General features: G+C 68.7%; 20 protein-coding genes and 1 pseudogene. 14 read left to right on the forward strand and 7 right to left on the reverse strand.

Going from position 1 to position 17,786, the window contains the following annotated elements; translation table 11 throughout:
• Positions 1-159: 159 nt before the first annotated feature.
• The 6 genes from AB0M93_RS01005 to AB0M93_RS01030 all read left to right on the forward strand — a co-directional run bounded on the left by AB0M93_RS01005 (position 160) and on the right by AB0M93_RS01030 (position 5,654).
• A complete protein-coding gene (locus AB0M93_RS01005) occupies positions 160-1,476 on the forward strand; it encodes a sugar ABC transporter substrate-binding protein (RefSeq protein ID WP_364266669.1) in 1,317 nt (438 codons plus the stop codon).
• A gap of 6 nt (positions 1,477-1,482) precedes the next feature.
• Positions 1,483-2,442: a sugar ABC transporter permease gene (locus AB0M93_RS01010; protein WP_364266672.1), complete on the forward strand. Its 960-nt coding sequence runs from the start codon at positions 1,483-1,485 to the stop codon at positions 2,440-2,442.
• Positions 2,435-3,274: a carbohydrate ABC transporter permease gene (locus AB0M93_RS01015; protein WP_364266675.1), complete on the forward strand. Its 840-nt coding sequence runs from the start codon at positions 2,435-2,437 to the stop codon at positions 3,272-3,274. The genes AB0M93_RS01010 and AB0M93_RS01015 overlap by 8 nt, the downstream gene beginning before the upstream one ends.
• 39 nt (positions 3,275-3,313) lie before the next feature.
• Positions 3,314-4,654, forward strand: a complete 1,341-nt coding sequence (locus AB0M93_RS01020; RefSeq protein WP_364266678.1) for a GH1 family beta-glucosidase — start codon at positions 3,314-3,316, stop codon at positions 4,652-4,654.
• Positions 4,655-4,993: 339 nt separating this feature from the next.
• Positions 4,994-5,203 (forward strand): hypothetical protein, encoded by a 210-nt coding sequence (locus tag AB0M93_RS01025; RefSeq protein WP_364266681.1) that lies wholly within the window; start codon positions 4,994-4,996, stop codon positions 5,201-5,203.
• A 10-nt stretch (positions 5,204-5,213) separates the two neighbouring features.
• Positions 5,214-5,654, forward strand: coding sequence for a hypothetical protein (locus AB0M93_RS01030; protein ID WP_364266684.1), 441 nt, complete (start codon positions 5,214-5,216; stop codon positions 5,652-5,654).
• Here the strand turns inward: AB0M93_RS01030 and AB0M93_RS01035 are convergent.
• Both AB0M93_RS01035 and AB0M93_RS01040 read right to left on the reverse strand, forming a co-directional pair.
• Positions 5,639-6,049: a VOC family protein gene (locus AB0M93_RS01035; protein WP_364266687.1), complete on the reverse strand. Its 411-nt coding sequence runs from the start codon at positions 6,047-6,049 to the stop codon at positions 5,639-5,641. The genes AB0M93_RS01030 and AB0M93_RS01035 overlap by 16 nt on opposite strands.
• Positions 6,050-6,227: 178 nt before the next feature.
• Positions 6,228-6,386: a hypothetical protein gene (locus tag AB0M93_RS01040; RefSeq protein WP_364266690.1), complete on the reverse strand. Its 159-nt coding sequence runs from the start codon at positions 6,384-6,386 to the stop codon at positions 6,228-6,230.
• Between the two features lie 131 nt (positions 6,387-6,517).
• Between AB0M93_RS01040 and AB0M93_RS01045 the strand changes: the two genes are divergently transcribed.
• Complete coding sequence (locus AB0M93_RS01045; RefSeq protein ID WP_364266693.1) at positions 6,518-7,336, forward strand: ATP-binding cassette domain-containing protein; 819 nt, start codon at positions 6,518-6,520, stop codon at positions 7,334-7,336.
• Positions 7,333-8,151 carry an ABC transporter permease gene (locus AB0M93_RS01050; protein WP_364266696.1) on the forward strand — a complete coding sequence of 273 codons (819 nt, stop codon included), beginning with the start codon at positions 7,333-7,335 and terminating at the stop codon, positions 8,149-8,151. The genes AB0M93_RS01045 and AB0M93_RS01050 overlap by 4 nt, the downstream gene beginning before the upstream one ends.
• 236 nt (positions 8,152-8,387) lie before the next feature.
• Here the strand turns inward: AB0M93_RS01050 and AB0M93_RS01055 are convergent, their stop codons facing one another.
• Genes AB0M93_RS01055 through AB0M93_RS01065 form a run of 3 tightly spaced genes read right to left on the reverse strand, consistent with a single transcriptional unit; the run spans position 8,388 to position 9,221 of the window.
• A complete protein-coding gene (locus tag AB0M93_RS01055) occupies positions 8,388-8,855 on the reverse strand; it encodes a peptidase inhibitor family I36 protein (protein ID WP_364266699.1) in 468 nt (155 codons plus the stop codon).
• 13 nt (positions 8,856-8,868) lie between these two features.
• A complete protein-coding gene (locus tag AB0M93_RS01060) occupies positions 8,869-9,042 on the reverse strand; it encodes a hypothetical protein (RefSeq protein WP_364266702.1) in 174 nt (57 codons plus the stop codon).
• Positions 9,039-9,221, reverse strand: coding sequence for a hypothetical protein (locus tag AB0M93_RS01065; RefSeq protein WP_364266705.1), 183 nt, complete (start codon positions 9,219-9,221; stop codon positions 9,039-9,041). The genes AB0M93_RS01060 and AB0M93_RS01065 overlap by 4 nt, the downstream gene beginning before the upstream one ends.
• Before the next feature lie 203 nt (positions 9,222-9,424).
• On the opposite strand from AB0M93_RS01065, the gene AB0M93_RS01070 reads away from it, so the two are divergent.
• The 4 genes from AB0M93_RS01070 (at position 9,425) to AB0M93_RS01085 (ending at position 14,151) form a co-directional block, all read left to right on the forward strand.
• Positions 9,425-12,232 (forward strand): BTAD domain-containing putative transcriptional regulator, encoded by a 2,808-nt coding sequence (locus AB0M93_RS01070; RefSeq protein ID WP_364266708.1) that lies wholly within the window; start codon positions 9,425-9,427, stop codon positions 12,230-12,232.
• Between the two features lie 17 nt (positions 12,233-12,249).
• Positions 12,250-12,441, forward strand: a complete 192-nt coding sequence (locus AB0M93_RS01075) for a LamG-like jellyroll fold domain-containing protein (RefSeq protein WP_364268893.1) — start codon at positions 12,250-12,252, stop codon at positions 12,439-12,441.
• A gap of 157 nt (positions 12,442-12,598) precedes the next feature.
• Positions 12,599-13,099 (forward strand): SigE family RNA polymerase sigma factor, encoded by a 501-nt coding sequence (locus AB0M93_RS01080; protein WP_364266711.1) that lies wholly within the window; start codon positions 12,599-12,601, stop codon positions 13,097-13,099.
• A complete protein-coding gene (locus AB0M93_RS01085; protein ID WP_364266714.1) occupies positions 13,099-14,151 on the forward strand; it encodes a hypothetical protein in 1,053 nt (350 codons plus the stop codon). Before AB0M93_RS01080 ends, AB0M93_RS01085 begins: the two co-directional genes overlap by 1 nt.
• Before the next feature lie 228 nt (positions 14,152-14,379).
• Here the strand turns inward: AB0M93_RS01085 and AB0M93_RS01090 are convergent.
• Both AB0M93_RS01090 and AB0M93_RS01095 read right to left on the reverse strand, forming a co-directional pair.
• Positions 14,380-14,475, reverse strand: a pseudogene (locus AB0M93_RS01090) (transposase); the annotation flags it as partial.
• A 25-nt stretch (positions 14,476-14,500) separates the two neighbouring features.
• Positions 14,501-15,262, reverse strand: coding sequence for an FCD domain-containing protein (locus AB0M93_RS01095; RefSeq protein WP_364266717.1), 762 nt, complete (start codon positions 15,260-15,262; stop codon positions 14,501-14,503).
• 226 nt (positions 15,263-15,488) lie between these two features.
• Between AB0M93_RS01095 and AB0M93_RS01100 the strand changes: the two genes are divergently transcribed.
• A complete protein-coding gene (locus AB0M93_RS01100) occupies positions 15,489-16,856 on the forward strand; it encodes an extracellular solute-binding protein (RefSeq protein ID WP_364266720.1) in 1,368 nt (455 codons plus the stop codon).
• Positions 16,853-17,770, forward strand: coding sequence for a sugar ABC transporter permease (locus tag AB0M93_RS01105; protein WP_364266723.1), 918 nt, complete (start codon positions 16,853-16,855; stop codon positions 17,768-17,770). Before AB0M93_RS01100 ends, AB0M93_RS01105 begins: the two co-directional genes overlap by 4 nt.
• Positions 17,771-17,786: the final 16 nt, after the last annotated feature.

Below are 17,786 nucleotides of genomic sequence, written 5' to 3' on the forward strand. Positions count from 1 at the left end.
TCTGGATTCTCCCGGTAACCACTTCTTCCACGGCGTGAACGAAGCGGGTTCACGCCCTTGACTCTTGTTCGTCACACGAGTTAAATCAAGGCGCGAATTAAGCTGTGTCCTGAGTCACAAGACCCTTCGTGGCTCGTCCGCGCACCCCGAGGACTTCAGATGCGAATGAGAACCACCGCGTCAGCGCTCGTCCTGGCGCTGGCCGCCGCCACCACCGCCGCCTGTGGCGGCGGCGACTCCACGTCGGCCGACGGCCCCAAGGAACTCACCTACTGGGCCTCCAACCAGGGCACGAGCCTCGACAACGACAAAGCGGTCCTGCAGCCCGAACTCGACAAGTTCGAGAAGGCCACCGGCGTCAAGGTCAAGCTCGAGGTCGTTCCCTGGTCGGACCTGCTCAACCGGATCCTGGCCGCCACCACCTCCGGCCAGGGGCCCGACGTCCTCAACATCGGCAACACGTGGTCGGCATCGCTCCAGGCGACCGGCGCCTTCCTGCCGTTCGACGACGCTGCGCTCGACAAGGTGGGCGGCAAGGCCCGTTTCCTCGGACCGTCACTGGCCGCGACCGGCGCGAGCGGCCAGCCCCCCGTGGGTGTTCCTCTCTACGGCCAGGCATACGGCCTGTACTACAACAAGAAGCTGTTGAAAGACGCCGGTATCACCGCGCCCCCGGCGACGTGGGAAGAGCTCGTCGCGGACGGCAAGAAGCTCACCGATCCGAAGAAGGGGCAGTGGGGGCTGTCACTGCAGGCAGGCCAGGTGACCGAGAACAGCCACCACGCCGCGATCCTCGGCGCTCAGCACGGAGCGAACTTCTTCTCCCCGGACGGCAAGCCGCAGCTGGCGTCGGACCCGGCCGTCGCGGCCGTCCAGCAGTACGTCGACCTCATGCAGAAAGACAAGATCGTCAACCCGTCGAACGCGGAGTACGCCGACACCGCGAAGTCTCTCAAGGACCTGGTGGACGGCAAAGCCGCGATGTTCATGAACCAGGCGTCGACCGGTTCGTTCAAGAACATCGGGGCAGACATGAACAACATCGGCGTCGCGCCGATCCCGCTGCCGGCCAACCCGCCCGCGAACAGCCGGAAGGTCACCAGCTTCGTCGCGGGGATCAACTTGGCGGTGTTCAAGAGCGCCAAGAACCCCGCCGCCGCACTGGACTTCGTGAAGTTCATGGTTTCCGCGCCCGAACAGGCCCAGCTGAACAAGACCTACGGCTCGTTGCCCACCGTCCAGGACGCCTACGGTGACCCGGCGTTCCAGACCGAGGACGTCAAGGTGTTCCAGAGCGTCCTGAGCACCACCGCCGAACCGATGCCGCAGGTCACGCAGGAATCACAGTTCGAGACGCTGATCGGCACCGCGATGAAGACGATGTTCGCCGACGTCGCCGCGGGCCGCACGGTCGAGGCCGGCAAGATCAAGGATCAGCTGGCCCAGGCCGACCAGCAGATCGCGGCCGGGAGCTAACCCGAGATGACGACCGCTGTGCGGGGGGCTCCGGCCGCGAAGGCGGCCGGCGCCCCCCGGCCCGGAAGCCCGCGGCGCAAACGCCGCCGGCCCGCCCTCCCGTACCTCCTGCTGTTGCCCGCTCTGCTGCTCGAACTGCTCATCCACGTCGTCCCGATGCTCGTCGGCGTCGTGATGAGCTTCGTCAAGCTGACCCAGTACTACATCCGCAACTGGTCGGCCGCCCCGGGTGCCGGGCTCGACAACTACAAGTTCGTCCTCGACTTCGACACCGCCACGGGCAAGGCACTGGCGCACTCGTTCGGGATCACCGTCGAGTACACGGTCCTGTCGGTGGGCCTCTGCTGGCTCTTCGGTACGTCCGCCGCGGTCTTGATGCAGCGCAGCTTCCGCGGGCGGGGCCTGCTGCGGACGTTGTTCCTCGTTCCGTACGCGCTGCCGATGTACGCCGCCGTCATCACCTGGTCGTTCATGTTCCAACGCGACACCGGCCTGGTGAACAGCCTGCTCGGCACCCACTCGTTCTGGCTGATCGGGGACAACAGCTTCTGGTCGCTGGTGACCGTGTCGGTGTGGCGGAACTGGCCGTTCGCGTTCCTCATCGTCATGGCGGGGTTGCAGAACATCCCGGGGGAGCTCTACGAAGCGGCCTCGATCGACGGTGCCGGCTGGTGGACCCAGTTCCGGGCGATCACGCAGCCCATGCTGCGGCCGGTCAACCAGGTGCTGCTGCTCGTGCTGTTCCTGTGGACGTTCAACGACTTCAACACCCCGTACGTCCTGTTCGGAAAGTCCGCTCCGCGCGAGGCGTCGCTGATCTCCATCCACATCTACCAAAGTTCTTTCGTGACCTGGAACTTCGGCCTCGGCTCCGCCATGTCGGTGCTGTTGCTGCTGTTCCTGATGCTGGTCAGCGCCGCGTACCTCGCGTTGACCGCCCGCCGGAGGAGGACGGCCAGTGTCTGAGCCCCGTTGGGTCCCCTGGGCCCGCCGCATCGTCCTCGGCTTCCTCGCGCTGTTCACCCTGCTGCCGCTGTACGTGATGGTGTCCACGTCGCTGAAGCCCCTCGGGGATGTCCAGGGAGTTTGGCAGTGGATTCCGACGACGTTGACGATCCAGCCGTTCCTCGACATCTGGAAGACCATCCCGCTGGCCAAGTACTTCCTGAACAGTCTGGTCATCTCCGGCGCGGCCACCGTCTGCTCGGTGCTGATCGCGATCTTCGCGGCCTACGCCATCAACCGGTACAAGTTCCGGGGCCGGAACTTCTTCGCCATGACCGTCCTGTCGACCCAGATGTTCCCCGGCATCCTCTTCCTGCTGCCGCTGTTCCTGATCTTCGTCAGCATCGGCAACACCACCGGCATCGTCCTCTACGGATCCCGGCTCGGCCTGACCCTGACCTACCTGACCTTCTCGCTGCCGTTCGCGATCTGGATGCTCGCCGGCTACTTCGACTCCATCCCGAAGGAACTCGACGAAGCCGCGATGGTCGATGGCAACGGGCCGGTGGGCGCGCTCATCCGCGTCGTCATCCCCGCCGCGGTCCCCGGCATCGTCGCGGTGTCGATCTACTCCTTCATGACGGCTTGGGGCGAGGTCCTGTTCGCCTCCGTCATGACCGACTCGGACACCAGGACACTCGCCGTCGGCCTGCAGGAGTACTCCACGCAGGTGCAGGTGTACTGGAACCAGGTCATGGCCGCGAGCTTGATCGTCTCGGTGCCGATCGTCGCCGGGTTCCTCCTCTTCCAGCGCTACCTGGTCTCCGGGCTCACCGCCGGCGCCGTCAAGTAACCCCCTCCGTCCACGTACTTCCCTAGGTGAGGTCCTGCCTTGAAGCTTTCTCTGCCCGCGGACTTCCTGTGGGGCGCGGCCACGGCCGCGTACCAGGTCGAAGGCGCCGTCGACGTCGACGGCCGCCTCCCGTCCATCTGGGACGACTTCTGCCGGGTACCCGGCGCCATCGACAACGGCGACACCGGTGACGTCGTGTGCGACCACTACCGGCGCTGGCCCGAAGACCTGACGATCATGAAGCAGCTGGGTCTCGACGCCTACCGCTTCTCGATCGCCTGGCCACGCGTCATCCCCACCGGCCGCGGCGAGGTGAACCCCAAGGGCCTCGACCACTACGACCGCTTCGTCGACGCCCTGTGCGAAGCCGGCATCCGCCCGTTCGTCACGCTGTACCACTGGGACCTGCCTTCGACGCTGCAGGCCGCGGGCGGCTGGCCCGAGCGCGACACGGCCTACGCCTACGCGGACTACGCGGCGGTCGTCGCCGCCCGGCTCGGCGACCGGGTGCGGGACTGGAGCACCATCAACGAACCACTGTGTGCCGCCTGGCTCGGCTACCTCGAGGGCCGGTTCGCCCCCGGGGTCAAGGACTTGAACCAGGCTGTGCACGCATCGCACCACCTGCTGCTCGCCCACGGGCTCGGTGTGCAGGCGATCCGGGCGCACGCCGCCCGGCCCGCGAGCATCGGCCTGGTCTGCAACCTTTCGGGCATCGAAGCCGCCTCGGATCGCGACGAGGACATCGCCGCGGCGAAGCGGATGGACGGGCACGTCAACCGGTGGTGGCTCGACCCGGCCAACGGGCTTGGCTACCCGGCCGACATGGTCGCGGTCTACGGCGTCGAGCCACCCGTGCTCGGCAACGACCTCGACGTCATCGCGGCGCCCACCGACTACCACGGCCTGAACTACTACTTCCGCCAGATCGTCGAGAACGATCCCACCGGCCCCGCGCCCTTCGCCAGGCAGGTGCCGGCGGAGGGCGCGGGTACCACCGCCATGGGCTGGGAGATCCACGGCCAGGGGCTGGCCGACCTGATCCACCGGCTGCACGACGAGTACGGCGCGGAAGCCATCTACATCACCGAGAACGGTGCCGCGTTCGACGACAAGGTCGCCGAGGATGGCTCCGTGCAGGACGACGACCGCATCGGCTACTTCGAGGAACACCTCACGGCGGTCGCGTCGGCCGCCGAGGCGGGCGCCCCGGTCAAGGGCTACTTTGCCTGGTCCCTGCTGGACAACTTCGAGTGGGACAACGGCCTCGACAAACGGTTCGGCCTCGTCCGGGTCGACTACGGCACGCAGCTCCGGACCGTCAAAGCCAGCGGCCACTTCTACTCCGACCTGATCGCTGAGCACCGAAATCGCTCTTGAGTGCTGCTCCCGGTTAGTTGACATCCGCGGCGGTGGACCCTCACTCCGGGGTGAGCTGAGGGACTGAGTTTGCGTCGCTGTCGCGGGTATCGAGGCGGCGTGATCGTCACTGGGCGGCGACCTCACCGGGCCGAACGACGTGAATGTTGGTCTAGGCCGTCCGGTCGTGATGTGAAGCCTCAATCAGATAGAGGACCCCCGAGGTGTAGTGGCCCCCCGTTGGCTGCGCCGGGGCCGCGCGCGGACCGGTGGACTCTGGGAGGGCGACGTCTGTCGAACGTGTGTTCTGTCGTTTGCTGAGTTCGTGTCGTTGGGTGACCGGGAAGTTGGGGAGGCCCTGTGGCGTGGTTGGTGCGCGAGCGAGCCAGCGGCCGCGAGTGGCGGGTGGGCGAAAGCGACCTGGCTTGGGACATCGACGGTTACGACGCCACCCGTTTCGAGCTTCACGTCCTGGACGAGAAGGTCGTCGGCGCGCCGGACGGCAACCCGACACAAACTCAGAAGCCTCGGCTCGGTTCCGCTGGAGTCGACACTCACAGTGTGCCGTAGGATGCATTAGGTGGTCGTGCGCCAATCTCGACGACGCCGACAAGCGGCGGTCCATCGCCGACTGGGAGCGGCGGCTGCAGGATATGCCGGGATCGCGTGCACTGATTCTGCAGCGGCAGGTGCGCCGGATTGCCTACCTCTTCCAAACCAACCCGTCGAGTACCGGCACCCCATCGACACGCTGCTATGGCAGGGGAGGTGTCCGCCCGCCAGGGATGTTGCCAATGCCGACGTCCTCGATTGGGTACTCGACGAGAGTCAGCGACTCTGGCACAACGTACTCGCCGCGATGGCGACCCGCGTCGCGCAACTCCGCCGGTTCATCAAGCATAACTTCGACGCCGACGCTCCGATCGCCACTGAATACCACGAACGCGTCGGCGCACTGTTCGCCGGCGACGTGACGGCAGCATTCCTTCACAAGCTGCGCAACGTCTACGGACGGACGTAAGGCCGAGTCATGACCTCCATATTGTGACCGTCCGGGTCGTCGAAGTAGGCGCCGCGACCACCGAACAGATCGTTTACCCGGCCGGGGTCGGTGTGGCCAGGGTCTGCATAGTAGGTGACCTCGACCGCCTCCAGGCGGGCGATCACGGCGTCGAACTGCTTGTCAGGCACGAGGAAGGCGTAGTGCTGCGCCTGGATCGGCTCGTCCCTCTTCTCGCAGTAGTCGAGCGTCACGCCGTTGCCGAGGTCAACCGGCAGGAACGGCCCAAAGGGTGCGCCGACTTTCAGGCCCAGGATCGCGGCGATGAACTCGGCGGACAGGGAGCAGTCGCTCGCGTAGACAGCCGTGTGGTTCAGCTGGACGCCGGCATGGGGGTATGGCTGGTTGTCGAACATCAGTGGTGTTGTCTCCGGTCTTGGGATCCGTGTGAAAGACGCCGTACGCGGGCGACGAGAGCAAAGACGCGGAGAAGGCGGCGGGCCTCTGGCCCGCCCCGGGCTCACGCCGAGGCCGGAAAACTCACTCGTGCATGGCTCAAGGCCGACCCGGCAGTCACGTGACCGACCTTAGTGATCACCGCAGGCGAGGGCAACATCGTTCCTCGGCTGTCTCGGCGTAGGAGAACTCGACGTAGATCGCGGTCACGACCACCGCGGCGACCAGGTCGGCCAGGTACAGCGGCAGGACGCGCGGCCAGCGCGTCCGTCGTGGCCGAACCCCCGAGGCGATCACCCCCCGACCGTACTGGCTGCGTGCGCGGCGCGAGTACTCCTCGGGCCGGTCCTACCCCGGTCGTACCCGGACGGTCGAAGAGACGGCTCTGGTCCGATGTTTCCCGGTGTCCGCTGCGCGATCCTGGGAACATGATCGAAGTGAGGGAGCTGACCAAGACCTACGGTCAGTCAGCCGCGCTGGACGGGTTGTCGTTCCTGGTGAAACCGGCGCAGGTGACGGGGTTCCTCGGGCCGAACGGCGCAGGCAAGTCCACCACCATGCGGATCGTGCTCGGCCTGGACCGGCCGACGTCCGGCGTGGCGCTGGTCAACGGGCACCGCTACGAGTCCGCGACCCGGGCGCTGCACGAAGTCGGCGCGCTGCTCGACGCGGGCAGCGTGCACCCGGGTCGTTCGGCGTTCAACCATCTGTACTGCCTGGCCCGGAGCAACGGCATCGGCCGGTCCCGGGTGTCCGAAGTGGTCGAGCAGGTCGGCCTGGCGGGCGTGGCGAACAAGCGGATCGGCGGGTTCTCCCTCGGCATGCGCCAGCGGCTCGGGATCGCGACGGCGTTGCTGGGCGACCCGGCGACCTTCCTGTTCGACGAGCCGGTGAACGGGCTGGACCCCGAGGGCATCCGGTGGATCCGCGACCTGATGCGTTCGCTGGCCGCGGAGGGGCGCACCGGCCGGTTCGCCCGCGACGTCTTCGTGCGCTCGCCGAAGGCACGCGAGCTGGCGGAGCTGCTTACGGGCGCGGGCGCGAAGGTCGTGCTGCGGCCGGACGACGCGCTGGAGGTCAGCGGGCTCCGGGCACCGAAGATCGCGGACCTGGCCGCGAGCAGGCGGCTGCCCGTGCACGAGCTGACCCCGCGCAGTGCCTCCCTCGAAGACGCCTGCCTGCAGCTGACCCGGGAAAGCGTCGAGTACCGCGCTCCCGGGGCCACGACGGAAGCGAGCCGACGATGACCACGACCGTCGAACGACCGCGGCCCGGCGCCGCCAAGGCGATCGTCCTCAAGGACGTGATCGTCGCGGAGTTCCTGAAGATGCGGACCGTGCGCGCCACTTACCTGACGCTGGCCGGCGCGCTGTTCGCCGTCGCGCTCGGCACGCTGGTGGTGTTCGTGGTCGCTGGGGCCTACGACACCGCGCCCGTCGCGGAGAAGGCGACGTTCGAGCCGGCCGACCCGACAGTGGTGGTGATGCCGTTCGTCGCCTTCTTCGTCGGGTGCCTCGGCGGTCTCGCGTCGACGACCGAGTACGGCACGAGAAGCATCGTCGGCAGCCTGGTCGCGGTGCCCCGCCGCGGGATTCTGGTCGCCGCCAAGGTGATCGTGGTGTCCGCGGTGACGCCGGCGATCGGGGTGGTGCTCGCGTTCGTGTCGTTCTTCAGCGCGTGGGCCATCCTCGGCAGCCGGCCGCGCCCGTTCAACCCGTGGAACTCCGTGGGCGACGCGATCCCGTCGGTCGTCGCGACCGGCGTGGCGGTTCTCGTCGCCGCGTTGGTGGCACTCGGCCTCGGGTTGCTGCTGCGGTCGACGACCGGCACCCTGGTGACGCTCGGGGCGGTGCTGCTGGTGATCCCGATCTTCGCGCACTTCCTGCCGTCGCCGCTGGGCGAGCGGGTCGCGTCGTTCCTGCCGTCCGACCTGCCCGCGCAGCTGACCGCGTCAAACGACCAGTACATCCTGTCGCCGATGGGGGTGCTGCTGGTGATGCTGCTGTACGTGATCGCCGCGCTGACCGCGGGAGTGGTCGGCTTCAAGCGCCGCGACGCCTGAGTCGCGGCGGGCAGGGCTTTCCCGGCACCCCCTGACGGGAAAGCCCTGCCGAAGCTGCTCGAGAACGCTTTCCCCGTCCCGCTTTCACAACCCGGCTTCGGGCGGTGGGTCAGCGGCCGAGGACGGCGCGGAAGGCTGGCTGGCGGCGGTCGCCGTGCGCGCGGACCAGGTCTTCGCCCAGCTGGATGTTGCGGGGCATGACGTTGGTGACGCGGGTGAGGGCCTGCGACGTGCGACTACGGGCAACCGATGTTGCTGATCGACGAGGCTCGATTGTCCCAGCTGGGGGTGAAGGGCCCATGAAGCCCGACCGGCATCGTGTTGTCAGGGTTTCCGCCGTTGATGTCCCAGGAGACGCAGTAGTTCCGGTCTGTGAAGCTGGCCCAGGCGCTGGCGTCATCGTTGAAGTCACCCCCGGAGCACGCCGAGCACTTGATGGTTCGGAAGTCGGGGTTGTAGTTCGGGGGCCACCAAGCGACCATGACTCCGGTGTAGTTGGAGTTCTGCCACAGACACACCAGGCCGGCTGAACAGTCGGCCAGTCCAGCTGCCTCCTTGTACAGCACCGGCGCAGTGGCAACGGTGGTGCCCACAGTCGTGCCTGCGTAGCCGGCGCTGTCCGCCGCGGCTGGCGCCGTCGCAGCAGCGGCGAGTACGGCGGCACTGGACACGGCGATAGCTGCCTTCGTGAAGGTGCGGTGCATGGTAGTTCTCCATTCAATATTCGGCGGGTGTCTTGCGGAGCTGAACCGCGATGCCTTCGCGGCCCAGCTCGGCCGGGCCGATGAGCCGCCGCACGTCGGCCGCCGCCTGTTCTCGGGATGGCCAGGTGGCTGAGAGCGGGGGCAGCGCTGCGCCGGTCGTGAAGACGATCGCCGCGGCGGCGGTCACCCCAGGTTTCGTGATTGCCCTTCTTCTCCTGATAGGTCAATCGTTCCGGGTCGGCCTCGTTGTTCGGCCCATTCCGTCCTTTCCGGCTCGGCTACCGCTCGCTTGAACCCGGTGGCCGAGAGCTGCCCGCGTTCAGCGGCGAGCCGCCAAGCGGCGTCGATGTCCAGCAGCCCGATCATCAGTTCCTCCTCTCGTCGTGGTCACCGATGGTCACGCCCGGATCTGTGTGGGAGTCTGGTGAGGAACCTTGAAGTCGCAGGACTGAGCCATCTGACGAGTGCGCGGAGGGGGCGCCATGACGATGGAGTTTCGGCTGCTGACCGGTCTCGAGCTGCTGATCAACGGGAGGGCGGTGGCTGCCGGGTTCGCCCGGCAGCGGGCGGTGCTGGTCGCGCTGCTCGTAGACCTCAACCGGCCGGTATCCGTCGACGAGCTCGCCGACCGCGTCTGGGGCGAGCGATTGCCTCGCCGCCCTCGGGAGGCGCTGTACGGCTACGTGTCACGCCTGCGTGGTGTCCTGGCGCCGGCTGAGGGAGTAACCCTCGGCAGACAGGTCAGCGGGTACGTGCTGACGGCGGATCCGATGACCGTGGACCTGCACCGGTTCGAGCGCGAGTTGGGCCTCGCGCGCGGCTGCGAAGAGGCCAAGCGTTCCCTGGACCTGTTCACCGCCGCTCTCGACGCGTGGCACGGCGAGCCTGTGGCGGTCGTGGACACGCCCTGGATGTGTGCTCTGCGCGATCGGTTGCGGCAGCTGCGCCGGGCCGCGGAGCTGGAACGTTTCGACCTCGCGCTGAGCCTCGGGCACCACGCCGACCTCCTCCCCGTACTGGTCACACAGGCCGACCGGCACCCGCTGGACGAACGCGCGGTCGGCCAACTGATGCTCGCCCTCTACCGAAGCGGCCGCCAGGCCGAGGCCCTGGCACAGTTCCAGCGGGTCCGGCAGCGGCTGGCCGACGAGTTGGGCACCGACCCCGGTCCGGTCCTGAAGCAGCTCCACCTGCGAATCCTGACCGCGGCGATCGAACTGGACGTTCCCGAGCAGGCACTGCCGGTGTCCCGCCGGGCCGAGCCCCGCCAGCTGCCCGCCGCACCCACCGTGTTCGTCGGCCGCGGCCTCCAGCTCACCGCGCTCAGCGGGAAGCGAGACCGGCCCCAGGAACCGGGCTCGCCGACGGCAGTGTGGGTTCTGTCCGGCGGCGGGGGTGTCGGGAAGACCTCGCTGGCCATGCACTGGGCCCACGAACACCTCGCCGACTTTCCCGACGGACAGCTGTTCGTCAACCTGCGTGGCTTTGACCCGGTCGCGGAATCGGTGTCGCCTGAAGCGGCCCTGCACGGTTTCCTGACTGCGCTCGGCGTGCCGCCTGCCGCGATTCCCGCCGAGCTGGACGCCAGAGCCGCGCTGTATCGGAGCACCGTCGCCGGCAGACGACTGCTCGTTGTGCTCGACAACGCCCGCGACACCGCGCAAGTCATCCCGCTGCTGCCCGGCGGCTCGGCCGGCACGGTGCTGATCACCAGCCGGCACCGGCTGAGTGGCCTGTTGGCCACACACGGCGCGCGATCGCTGCCGATGGACGTCCTCGATGCCCATGAGGCACGCGAAGTCCTCGTCCATCACCTGGGGACGGGCCGTGTCGACGCCGACCCGCGTGCTGCGGAGGAGCTGCTGGAATACTGCGCGGGCCTGCCGCTGGCGTTGGGCATCGTCGCCGGCCAGGCCGCGACCCACCCGGACTTCCCGCTGGCCGCCTTCGCCGTCGAACTGCGCGCTCCTGCCGAGCGGCTGGACGTGCTCGACACCGGTGAGCTGCCCTGGAACCTCCGGACGGTGTTCTCCGCCTCCTATCGCCTGCTCGACGCCCGGGCCGCGACCACGTTCCGGTTGCTCAGCCTGACGCCCGGCCCGGACATCGCGCTGCCGACGGCAGCGGTGCTCACTGGCCTGTCTGGCGCCGACGCCCGGACCGCCCTCGCCGGCCTCGAAACGGCCAGCCTGATCGAGCAATACCGCCCAGGCCGCTACCGCATGCACGACCTCACCCGCCTTTATGCCACCGAACTCGCGCACACCCACGACACGGAGTCCGCCCGGCGAGACGCGCTGACCCGTCTGTTCGGCCACTACGGACACGTGGCTTCCGTTGCCGCAGACAGGTTTTCACCGGACGAGCGTGACCGCCGGCCACCGATCCCGCCCTCCGCCGGGCCCACGGTGACGTTGCCCGACGCCCGCGCCGCCGTCGCTTGGCTCGATGCCGAACGTGAGAACCTCATCGCGGCCGGACGGCATGCGGCCGCCCACGACCAGGCGGACGTGGTCGTCCACCTGTCCACGACGCTGTTCCGGTACCTCGATTTCGGCGGCCACTACCGGGACGGCTTGACACTGCACACCGCGGCCCGCGACGCAACGGTCTCCCGCCGCACCGACCACGCCCATGCGCTGTGCAGCCGCGGGTACGCCCTCATCCGCCTCGGCCGGTACGACGAAGCGCTCAGCGACCTCCGCCACGCTCTCGAGCATTCCCCCGTCGACCCGCTGGTGGAATACGCGGCCAACACCAACCTGGGAATCATCCACGGCGACCGCGGCGACCAGCGCACGGCACTCGAGCATTTCACCCGCGCTCTCGCAGCCAGCCGCCTCATGGACGGCCGGACCACCCACGGCATCGCCCTGAACAACCTGGGTGATTGCTACCGCAGACTCGGCCGCTTCGACGAAGCGTTCGATCACCTCCACGGCAGCATCGCCATCGCGGAAGAGCTGCACTCTTCGGGACTCGGAGGGGTCGCCTTGACCAGCATCGGCGATCTGTACCGGACACAAGGCAACCACGACGAAGCCCGCAACTCCTATGCCCGCGCGCTGGAACTGGCCCAGGTGTTCGGGGACCGTGGCCTCGAAGTGGAAGTCCTGAACAGGATGGCCGCGGGAGAACCCGACCCGCGCCGGGGCCTCGAGCGGTTCCGGCAAGCGCTCCGGCTTGCGCGCGAAATCGGCTTCACCGTCGAACAGGCGAACGCCCACTACGGGATCGCCCGGCTGCACCGCGTTCTGGGCGACCTCGCCGCGAGCCGGAACCACGCGATACAAGCACTGGACATCTACATCGCGCTCGAGACCCAGGGCACGCTCGCCGCCGAAGAACTGCTCCGCGATCCCATCTGGCTCGGCTGACGGCGGCCGGCAACGAGATCCGGCTCTACGTCGACGGCGCGAAGGTCGCGACGGCCCCGGCCGGACCGGCGCTCGTCAGCACCGGCGCGTTCACGGTCGGGCGGGCCAAGTACGACGGCCGCAACGTCGGCTTCCGGCCCGGCGTGGTCGACGAGGTCGGCGTGGCCGGCAAGGCGTTGACCGACGCGGAGGTCGCCCAGCTGTCCTGAGACCGGAAGAAGTACAGGCGCTTCTCCTGCCTGACCGTTCCCCGTCGATGGGCCCGCCGGAGCACCCCTCCGGCGGGCCCATCGTCGTGCGTGCGGGTTCGCGAAGAAGTTCTGCGTGGCGGTACACGGATCGCCCGCGTCGGCAGTCTTCATAGTGATGGCTGACTACGAGGACTTCGTCCGGGCGCACCTGCCGCGGTTGCTGCGCTACGCGACGATGCTGACCGGAGAGCGGGAACAGGCCGCTGACCTGGTGCAGGACGTGCTGGTCAAGGCGTACCGGCGGTGGTCGCGGATCAGCGACGCCGAGCACCCCGACCGTTATGTCCTGCGGATGGTGACCAACGACTACTTGTCCTGGCGGCGCAGTCGGTCGGCGCGGCTGATCGCGGTGGGCGATCCGCCGGACGCGGCACGGCCGGACGACTTCGCGTCGGACCACGCGGTACGCGAGGACATGTGGCAGCGCCTGGCGCGATTGCCCCGGCGCCAGCGCGCGGTCGTCGTGCTCCGGTACTACGAGCAGCTCGCCGACACCGACATCGCCGACCTGCTCGGCTGCGCCCAGGCCACCGTGCGGGCCCACGCTCGCAAAGCCCTGATCACCCTGCGACACGGCCTGAGCCTCGACCGGATGGCCCAGGCGAAGGAGAGCTGATGGACATCGAGAATCTGATCAAGGACACCTTCACCGCCCATGAGCCCGACGCTCCCGACAGCGACCAGGTGCTGGCGGCCACGCGTCAGCGTCTCGACCGCCGGCGCGCCGTGGTGAGCCCGCCGCTCGCGGCCGGTGCCGGAGTGGCCCTGCTCGCCCTGGCCGCGGTCGCCGTCGTCGCGCTGAACCGGCCCGCGGACGACACCCGGGTAGCCACGGGCAGCGGCCAGACCAGCGGTCCGGCGGCCGTCGCGGCACCGCCCAAGCCGGCCATCGCGGAGCTGAGAATGCCCTACTCGCTCGGCTGGCTGCCGCCGGGCAAGGCCGGCTACCTCGCGCGCCGGATCAACATCGGCGGCAGCGCGGCGGACCCCGAAAAGCCGGTGTACGGCGGCGAGTACATGCTGACCGTCACCTCCGGGCGGCAGGTCCTGCTCGTGGACGTGCAGGAAATGCGGATGGTGCCGGTCGAGCGGGCCGTCTTCAAGTCCGGTCCGGGCCGGCCCGTCACCCTCGCCGGGCGGGCCGGGGTGGAGAGCTCGCACTCCGGCGGCCCGGGCGGTTACGAGGTGTACCTGACCCACCCCGAGGGCGGCTCGCTGTACGTCAACGTGGCCGCGCAGCCGGGCAGCACGGCGTCGGCGCAGGAACTGACCGACGCGGGCCGCCGCGTCGCGGAGAACGTCACCTTCCCGGGCACGACCACCGTCACCCCGGCGTACGGCCTCGGCAAGCTGCCCGACGGCCAGCGGATGTGCTCGTTCGACGTCGAGGAGGGCGGCCCAGGCGGCCCGGGCGGCCCGCGCACGAGCTACTCGGTGGGCACGTGCAGCACCCTGCCGCCGATCCACGTGCGCACCGACGAGTCCGGCCAGGTCCGCGGCACCGCGGGGCGGCCGGTCCAGGGACACGCGACGCGCTACCTGGACGAAAAGGGCTACCACACGCTCTGGATCCTCAAGGCCGTCCACGACGCGCCGATCGCCGTCGCGGGCTCCGGCACGCAGGCGGAGCTGTACGCCGTCGCCGACCACCTCGTCCTGCCCCGCTGAGGTGCCGTGGGTCCTCTCCGGACAGACCGAAGAGGACCCACGGCCCGCTCACACACGAGGAAACGAGCACCACGCCACCGAGGATCGCCGTGGCGGGGTGGCCCTGGACGATGCCGGCGATCACCAAGGCGCCGCCGCCGGCGAACATCAGCCCGATGGTTGTCCGTGGCGCCGATGCCCGCGCCGAGCAGGACGAAGGATCCGGGGATCCGTTGCAGGACACGGGAAGAACACCGCCGCATACACCGCATCGAGCGGGCGGTTGGCCCAGTCGTTCATCTCCGCCACGACCTTGTCAGTGATCCGCGAGATCGTCTCCTTGCTGCCGCCCGACAGGGGCTGTCAGGGATCAGCCGAAGACGCGTCGCTGGATCTCGCGGCGGTAGTCCTCCAACGTGTTGTCGAGGTGCACCGCGGCGGCTTGGGCGGCCGCTTCCGGGTCGCCGTCCCGGATGGCCTCGTAGATCGCGGCGTGCTCTTCGATCGCCTCCGCGGCGTGCCCGCCGACGGTGCCGTGGAGCCCGATGGTGCTGGATTGGTGCTGCAGCCGCCGGATTTCGCGGACGGCGGCCAGGAGGAACTGGTTGTGGGACGCGGCGGCGATCCCGAGGTGGAAGTCTTCGTCCCCGCGATCGAACAGGGGCGCTTCGCCGGTCAGGTGTCCGTGGCGGCAGGTTTCCGCGGCCGCCTCGATCGTCCGGAGCTCGACCGGGGTCGCTCGGGTGGCGGCCAGTCTGCTGGCGGTCATCTCCTGGACGCGGCGGAACTCGAACAGCATGTAGACGTGGTCCAGATCGGTCGGCTGGAAGAAGCCCGACCAGCCGGCCGAGCCGAGCATCCCTTCGCCGTCGGCCACGTAGAGGCCGCGCCCCTTCTGGGCACGCACCCGTCCGGTGGCGGAGAGGGTCTTGATCGCTTCGCGCACCACGGTGCGTGAGGCGCCCAGCCGGGCGGACAACTCGTGCTCCGTCGGCATGCGGTCGCCGGCCTGCAGCCTCAGCTCGGCGATGAGCTGAAGGATCTGCTCGGCGACGCGTTCGTACCCGGGCCGGTAGGTCGTCTTCCGGAGCGCCGGCGGCGCGGGCTCAGCCGCTGCGCGCGTCTCGTTCAATCCGGTTCTCCCTCTGTCGGCGATGGCTGCCATGAACCTTATATCTGTGCGGGTCGATAGTCGATGTGTAGGACTTATTATTTTCTCGTTGAAAGCTTGACGAAGGCGCGTTGGCCAGCTGAGATGAGCGCAGAAGAGACTGCTCGCAGAAATGTGTACGACACATTTGGTGACTCGTTCCGAGTCAAGTATGACCTGCGGGTGCCACGATGAAGTGGAGTACCTCATGACAGTTCAGGCGCGCGCTACCGGAGCCAGTGGCTCCTACGGTCGCCGCAGGCGGTACGCGGGGCTGGTTCTCGGCGTGACGGCCGTGCTCGCCGCGGTCACGGCCTGCGGCAACGGCGGAAGCGGCAGTGGCGCCCAGGGCGCGTTCCAGCCGGTGCCGCAGACGGGCGGGAAGATCACCGTCTGGGTCGATTCGACGCGGCTGCCCGCCGCTCAGCTCTACCAGAAGCAGCACCCGTCGGTGCAGATGGACATCGTCACCTACGACGGGGACGCCAACGGGTCGAACTACCTGCAGACCAAGGTGGGCCTGTTCAACCGCACGCGCAGCGGCTGGCCGGACGTGGTGTTCAGCTCGCAGAACAACGAGGTCAGCTGGGCGGTGCCGGCCGGGTTCACGGCGCCGCTGAACAAGGGCCAGATCCCGGAGGCCACTCTGCGCGGCTGGACCGCCGGGGCCAACGACCCGTGCACGGTCGAGGGCACGCTCTACTGCCTGCGCAACGACCTCGCCCAGACCGTCCTCTGGTACAACGCCGCGCTGATGCAGTCGTGGAACTACCAGGTGCCGAAGACCTGGGAGGAGTACCAGGCGCTGGGCCAGCGGGTCGCCACCGAGCACCCCGGCTACTTCGTGGGCACGGCCGGCGACAACTTCACCCCGGAGATCTACCTGTGGGCCTCGAAGTGCGGGGCCAACGAGATCACCGGCCCGAAGGCGGTCAAGGTGAACACCACGAGCCCGAACTGCACCCGGATGGCGTCGCTGCTCGACACGCTCGTCAAGAACCGCACGATGTCCACCAGCAGCGTGTTCAGCTCCGACTTCGACAAGAACGCCGCGGACAAGATCCTCATGATGCCCGGCCCGTCGTGGTTCGGCGGCTCGGTGTTCCAGGAGTCGTTCAAGACCCCGGCCGGGCAGATCGCGGCCGCCCCGCTGCCGCAGTGGGCCGGCGACCCGGCGCCGTCGGTCGGCAACGTCGGCGGCGGCACCTGGCTGCTGTCCGCCCACAGCGCCAACCTCAAGGACGCGACCGACTTCCTCACCTGGGTCACCACTTCCGACGAGTACCAAGGCCAGGTCGCGCCGGGGTACCCCGCCTACACGGCGGCGGCGAAGGCGTGGCTGGCGAAGCAGTCCTCGAGCAAGTACTACGCCAACGACGTCGCCGCCACGCTGCAGGCGGCGGCCCCGCAGGTGTGGCCGGGGTGGGGCTACGGCCAGTTCAGCCAGGAGGCGATCTGGGCGGCGACCGTGACACCGGGGCTGACCGCGGGCAAGACGATCGTCTCGATGCTCCCCGAGTGGCAGGCCGCGATCACGAATTACGCGCGGTCGAACGGGTACGAGGTCAGCCAGTGACCAGCGCCCCCGAGGCCGTCCGGCCGGCCGGGACCCCGTCGCGACGGCGGGTGTTCTGGCCGGGCCGGGCCGGCCACCTGTTCGTCGCCGCCTACGTCGTGCTGCTGATCGCGTTCGGCGTCGTTCCCACGGTGTACGCGGTGTACTTCGCCTTCACCGACGCGGGGGACAACTTCGCCGGTCTCTCGAACTTCGTCGAAGCCGCCGCCGACTTCCGGTACTTCGCCGCCGTCGGGCACGTGGCGCTCTACCTGGTGTTCTGGCTGGTTTCCCTGGTCGTGTTCGTCGTCGGGCTCGCGCTGCTGCTGCACCGGCTGACCTCGAGCGGGGCCGGCAAGGCCCTGCGCTTCCTGTACTACATCCCGGGGGCGCTGGCCGGGGCCGCGAGCGTCATGGTGTGGCTGTTCATGCTGGACCCGGCGGTCAGCCCGGTGAGCGGGCTGCTGCGCTTGTTCGGGTTCGACACCTTCGGCCAGGTCGTCGCGCCCGGCCACCTCCCGGTCCTGTTCACCCTGATCGCCTTCTGGACCGGGGCGGGCGGCTGGATCGTGGTGGTGTACGGCGCCCTGAACAACATTTCGCCCGACCTGCTGGAGGCGGCCCGGATCGACGGCGCGGGACCGTGGCAGACGGCGTGGCGCATCCAGATCCCGTTGCTGCGCAAGTGGATCGTCTACATGGTCATTCTGGCGTTCGCCGGCGGGACCCAGCTGTTCGTCGAACCGCAGCTGCTCTCGCAGGCGAGTGTCGGCGTGGCGGGCCACGACTACTCGCTCAACCAGCTGTCCTACGACTTCGCTTTCCAGACCAACAACGTGAACACCGCCGCGGCGATCTCCGTGGAGCTGCTGCTGGTCGGCCTGGTCGTCGCCGGCGTGTTCGTCGCCCGATCGGGGTTCTTCGATGCCGACTGACACCCGCCTTCCCGCG

Source organism: Amycolatopsis sp. NPDC051102, assembly GCF_040682815.1.
In the GTDB taxonomy this organism is placed as follows: domain Bacteria; phylum Actinomycetota; class Actinomycetes; order Mycobacteriales; family Pseudonocardiaceae; genus Amycolatopsis.

Excerpts from the sequence above, each read along its gene's own strand:
- AB0M93_RS01080 (WP_364266711.1), top strand. The coding sequence starts at position 12,599 with ATGGCTGACTACGAGGACTTCGTCCGGGCGCACCTGCCGCGGTTGCTG.
- AB0M93_RS01055 (WP_364266699.1), bottom strand. The coding sequence starts at position 8,855 with ATGCACCGCACCTTCACGAAGGCAGCTATCGCCGTGTCCAGTGCCGCC.
- AB0M93_RS01005 (WP_364266669.1), top strand. The coding sequence starts at position 160 with ATGCGAATGAGAACCACCGCGTCAGCGCTCGTCCTGGCGCTGGCCGCC.
- AB0M93_RS01050 (WP_364266696.1), top strand. The coding sequence starts at position 7,333 with ATGACCACGACCGTCGAACGACCGCGGCCCGGCGCCGCCAAGGCGATC.
- AB0M93_RS01100 (WP_364266720.1), top strand. The coding sequence starts at position 15,489 with ATGACAGTTCAGGCGCGCGCTACCGGAGCCAGTGGCTCCTACGGTCGC.
- AB0M93_RS01085 (WP_364266714.1), top strand. The coding sequence starts at position 13,099 with ATGGACATCGAGAATCTGATCAAGGACACCTTCACCGCCCATGAGCCC.
- AB0M93_RS01065 (WP_364266705.1), bottom strand. The coding sequence starts at position 9,221 with ATGATCGGGCTGCTGGACATCGACGCCGCTTGGCGGCTCGCCGCTGAA.
- AB0M93_RS01010 (WP_364266672.1), top strand. The coding sequence starts at position 1,483 with ATGACGACCGCTGTGCGGGGGGCTCCGGCCGCGAAGGCGGCCGGCGCC.
- AB0M93_RS01045 (WP_364266693.1), top strand. The coding sequence starts at position 6,518 with ATGATCGAAGTGAGGGAGCTGACCAAGACCTACGGTCAGTCAGCCGCG.
- AB0M93_RS01035 (WP_364266687.1), bottom strand. The coding sequence starts at position 6,049 with ATGTTCGACAACCAGCCATACCCCCATGCCGGCGTCCAGCTGAACCAC.